This is a genomic window from Bartonella sp. CL25QHWL (assembly GCF_042195335.1).
GTDB lineage: Bacteria > Pseudomonadota > Alphaproteobacteria > Rhizobiales > Rhizobiaceae > Bartonella.
Map to the genome: position 1 here is coordinate 1 of NZ_JBHIOE010000033.1, position 5,628 is coordinate 5,628.

The window sequence follows — 5,628 nt, forward strand, 5'->3', positions numbered from 1 at the left end:
TCTTGATTACAAAATTTGGAGCCTTCCATTGTCCATCTTTATCATAACCTGCTCCTCCACCAAAATACGTCGCAAATGTCTGATTCATTGAATAAAGCTGACTACCCGTTACAGCATCTGTTGATTTAGCGCTAATCTCACCATTTGCTAGAAACGTAATTCTACTGTTTTCTTGTGTCCTTACAGCTCTGCCTTTTTCTTCTTGCTTCTTCTCATGACGCGCGACAAACGCATTGGCTTCCTTACTCCAATTCAAAGAATCCTGCGCTACCCCTTCAGAAACTTCCTTAATCCGTGCATTTACATTCTTGATATTATCATCAAGACCAATAAATGCGCTACCAACATTTTCAAAACTAGCACTTGCTACCGAACCATCCGTATCAACCTTCGATAACTTGTAGGTTGGTCCTGTAAACGTACCGCCAACAAATTTTGCATCACCACCAAGGAATTTAGCTACATTCTGAGAAATTGTGTTGATCTGACTACCATTAATCGCATCATGTGAACTCTCACCAATGGCACCATCTTTTACATTATGAAGTGCAACTGGTCCTGCATCCTTACCTTTACCTAAAGTCACACTCGTGTAATCAATGCCGCCATTATCACCATCTTTTTTATCGTAATGCACAACAGCTGAATCATCAGACTGAAGGCTGGTAGAAAGTTCCTTCAGACTTGCATCAAGCTGACCTTTGTTAACAGCTTCATTATCCTTTGTTGCTTCACCAACACCTGAAAGAGTCCGATCCGTACCAGTCTTGTTGGCTATATTGATTTCACTGCCTTCTACTTCTTTACCAATAGTGATAAGATTTGTATCTGCATCTTTCTTAACAAGGCTATCTCCTCTAACATTGTTAATTTCATTGTTAATTTGTTTTGTAATCTCATTTTTAACATTTGTGATAGAACTACCAACCCCTGTTAAAGCACTCGCTACATCAGGATAATTCTGATCTTTAGATCCACCATCAGCATCAAAGGTCTTGACCGTGAATTTAGGATTCGTCCATTTACCTTCTGTATATTCAGCGCCACCACCTAAATAAGTTGCAACAGTCTTATTCGTCTCAAAAAGCTGAGAACCATTGATCGCATCACTTGAGCTTGAAGAAACCTCTCCATTGGAAAGAAATGTAATCTTACTCTTACTTTCCTTCTCTCCATGTGTTGCTACAAACGCCTTGTCAGAATCACTCCACAACAATGCATTCTGCTTAATATTTTCAGTAACCTCCGTGTTGTTTTGGGTAAACTCTTTTTGAAGATTCTCAAAAGATGTTCCTACACCCTCAAAAGCTTCCGATACAGTATTATACTTCTTCTCTTCAACTTTAGTACCATCCTCATTAATGGTCTTAATCTTGAAGCTTGGAGCTGTCCAAGCGCCACCGGCATAACTAGCATGACCACCTAAAGACTGCGCAACACTGTCACCTAGAGCATATAGCTGATTTCCTGCTACAGCATCGCTTGAAGTTCCACTAACGTCTCCGTTGGCAAGATGTTTAATCTTGCTGCTCACTCTTTTATCTTCTTTTCCATGCTGTGCCACAAAGGCCCCTTCAGCATCACTCCACAACAACGCATCGCCTTGAACTTCTTGCGTAATATTACTTAGTTTTTCATTAAACTTTTTGACCTCATTAGACAGATGTTTATTCACATTTATGAAGTTCGTATCAATTCCTGCAAAAGCAGAGCCTACATCATTATAGGATTCGCTTGTCACTTCACCATCTTCAGAAACTTTCGACACCGTATAAGTGGGATCTTTAAACTTCTCACCATCAAAGGATACGCTGCCACCTAAAATCTTTGATAAATCTGCAGCTATGGTATGAAGCTGACCTCCCGTAACCGCATCATTCGAGCCTGATACTATAGAGCCAGCCGCAAGTGATGTGATCTTGCTGTTTTCCTTTTTACCTTCTTCCGTTTTATGCTGTGCGACAAAGGCGTTACTCTCATTACTCCATAATAAAGAATCTTGTGCAACTCCTTCTGAGACTTCCTTAATGCGAGCGTTAACAGTCTTGATATTTGTATCAAGTCCTTTAAAGGCTTTTTCAACACCTTCATACGGTTTATCTGTTACCTCACCGTCTTTAGAAACTGTCGATAAGTCATAGCTGGGAACTGTAAAAGTGCCATCAGCACTAAACGATGATTTGCCACCTAAAATCTTTGATAAACTTGCAGCTATGGTATTAATCTGACCACCCGTAACAGCATCGCTCGAACCTGATACTATAGAACCATCAGCCAGCGATGTGATCTTGCTGTTTTCCTTTTTACCTTCTTCCGTTTTATGCTGTGCGACAAAGGCATTGGCTTCATCATTCCATAACAAAGCATCTTTCTCAATATGTTGAGAACTATCAGTTATTTTTTTATTAAAATCATTGATCGTATTCGTTATACGCGTATTCACATTCCCAAGGCTATAATCAAGCGCCGAAAGAGCTGAACCAACATTATGATGACTATTTGGCGATACATCTACATCACCAGTTTTTCTAATGTCATGTACCCCATAAGATGGTTCACTGAAAGCACCATTACTAAAAGCTGCATTCCCACCTAAGAACTTAGCAATATCACCGCCTATTTTATTAATCTGCTGACCATTAATTGCATCATAGGATTCTGAAGATATTACACCCTTAGCAACATTATGGAGTGCAACAGGTGTCTTGTCTTTACCACCCAAAGTTATACTCATATAATTAGGGGCACCATCCTTCTGTTTATCGTAATGAACAACGGCTGAATCATCAGACTGAAGGCTGGTAGAAAGATCCTTTAAACCTTTATCTAGCTGACCTTTATTAACCGCTTCATTATTCTTCGTTGCTGCCTTCACACCAGAAAGAGTTCGATCTGCTTTGCTACTATTAGCGATATTGATTTCACTGCCTTCTACTTCTTTACCAATAGTGATAAGATTGGTTGCTTGATCTTTCTTAACAAGGCTATCACCTTTCACATTGGCAATCTCATTATTAATCTCTTTGCTAATCTCATTTCTAATATTTGTGAAAGAATTACCAACTCCAGCCAAAGCATCCGCCACATTGCCATAGTCTATCTCTTCAGATTTACCATCATCCTTAACTGCCTTAACCTTAAAACTTGGAGCTTTCCATTGTCCTTGCTCATCATAACCAGCACCTCCACCAAAATAGGTTGCAAGTTGTTCGTTCAGCGAATAAAGCTGACCACCCGTGACAGCATCCGTTGAATTAGCGGTAATCTCACCATTGGCAAGAAACGTAATTCTACTGTTTTCTTGTGTTCTTACAGCTCTGCCTTTTTCTTCTTTGCTCTTTTCATGACGTGCTACAAAGGCATTAGCTTTATCGTTCCATAACAAAGCATCACCTTTAACTTGCTGAGTAATATTCGTTATGTTTTTAGTAAGTTCGCTAAACTTATTTGTTACATTATCATTGACATTCTTGATATTGCTATCAAGCTGGCTTTTGTTAACAGCGTCATTATTGTTCTTTGCTTCCCCAACACCAGAAATTATCCGATCCGCACCGCTTTCATTTGCAATATTGATTTCTGCGCCACCTACTTTTGCACCAATAGTGAGACGATGCGTTGTCTTATCTTGCTGAATAAAGCTTTCGCTTTCCACTTTGGTAATCACATTATTAACCTGTTCAGTCAATTTATTCTGAACATTTGCGATAGAAGTACCAACACCGGAAAGTGCATCCGCTACATTCTGATAATTCTTGTCAAAAGAAGTACCATCCTCACCAAACTGCTTGATCTTGAAATCCGGTGCTTTCCATTGTCCTTGCTCATCATAACCTGCACCTCCACCAAAATAGGTTGCAAGTTGTTCGTTCAGCGAATAAAGCTGACCACCCGTGACAGCATCCGTTGAATTAGCGGTAATCTCACCATTTGCAAGAAACGTAATTCTACTGTTTTCTTGTGTCCTTACAGCTTTGCCTTTTTCTTCTTTGCTCTTTTCATGACGCGCGACAAAGGCATTGGCTTCATCATTCCATAACAAAGCATCACCTTTAACTTGCTGAGTAATATTCGTTATGTTTTTAGTAAGTTCGCTAAACTTATTTGTTACATTATCATTGACATTCTTGATATTGCTATCAAGCTGGCTTTTGTTAACAGCGTCATTATTGTTCTTTGCTTCCCCAACACCAGAAATTATCCGATCCGCACCGCTTTCATTTGCAATATTGATTTCTGCGCCACCTACTTTTGCACCAATAGTGAGACGATGCGTTGTCTTATCTTGCTGAACAAAGCTCTCGCTTTCCACTTTGGTAATCACATTATTAACCTGTTCAGTCAATTTATTCTGAACAGTCGTGAGAGCCGTATTAACACCCTCAAACGCATCAGCTACATTCTGATAAGTCTCACTTTTTTCCTCTCCATCAGTATCGAAAGTTTTAATCTTAAAAGTAGGACCTTCTGAGTTTCCATTTCCAAAGTCAGCACCGCCACCAAGATAATTAGCTAAATGGGTACCCACTATATACAGCTGTCCACCATTCACGGCTTCTTCTGAGTTTTGTGTTAAATCACCTGGTGCAAGATTTTTAATTTTACCTGAACTTCTGTCTTTCCCCTCTCCGCGCATAGCACTAAAGGCTTTATCAGTTTTGCTCCACAATAAGGCATCGCCTTGAAATTCTTTATTAATATCGTTTAATTTGTCATTAAAATTATTAACAACAGTATTCAGATGTTTGTTTACATTTATGAAGTTCGTATCAATTCCTGCAAAAGCAGAGCCTACATCGGTATAGTCTTTTGAACCATCTTCTTTACCATCAGCTGTGAAGGTTTTAAGCTTGAATGTAGGGGCTGTCCAAGCGCCATCTTTATAACTAGCACCACCACCAAAATATTTGACTACATTCTCAGATGCTGTTTTGAGATCACTTGTTACAGTCGTAACATTTTTATTTGTTTCAAAAAGCTGGGAACCATTTACTGCTTCATTTGAAGCTTCTGTGAGCGCGCCATTCTTTATACCTGTAAGAGTACGCTTTTCATTTTTTTTGTTGGCAATATCAATTTTATCACCATCTGTTTCTTTTCCAATACTGATGTGTCTCGTTTCTGCATCCTGTTTAACGAAGCTACTGGCTGCTACTTGTTCTTTGACATCTTTTAATTGCGAAAAATTCACCGCATCAGTTTCTTTAGTACCAGCAGCTACACCAGAAAGAGTCCGAGGGCTGGCTTTAATGTCGCTGAAATCAATGCCAAATGGTTCCAATAGATCCTTACCAATAGTAATAAGACCTGTCTTTTCATTTTTCTTAACAAGAATACTGTCTCTTACATCAGCAACCTGTTTGTTAATATTATCTTTCATTTTATTAAAAGAACTATCAACCGCCACAAAAGCATCTGTTATATTTTCATACGTCTGATTCTGAACAGCATAGCTAGGTGGCATACCCTTTAGTACATCAGTTTTACCACCAAAATATTTTGATGTATTCGCCATAGCCGTTTCCAGATTTCTCGCTGTGGACGAAAGACCCTCATTGGTTTTGCTTAACTGTGAAAAATTAACTGCATCGTTCGCTCCAGTGCCATCCGACACTCCTGTAATCTTTT

1 pseudogene is annotated in these 5,628 nt (G+C 39.2%); it reads right to left on the reverse strand.

Features of this window, described 5'->3' with window-relative positions:
• Positions 1–5,614, reverse strand: a pseudogene (locus tag ACFILY_RS08975) (hypothetical protein); the annotation flags it as partial.
• Between the last annotated feature and the right edge of the window lie 14 nt (positions 5,615–5,628).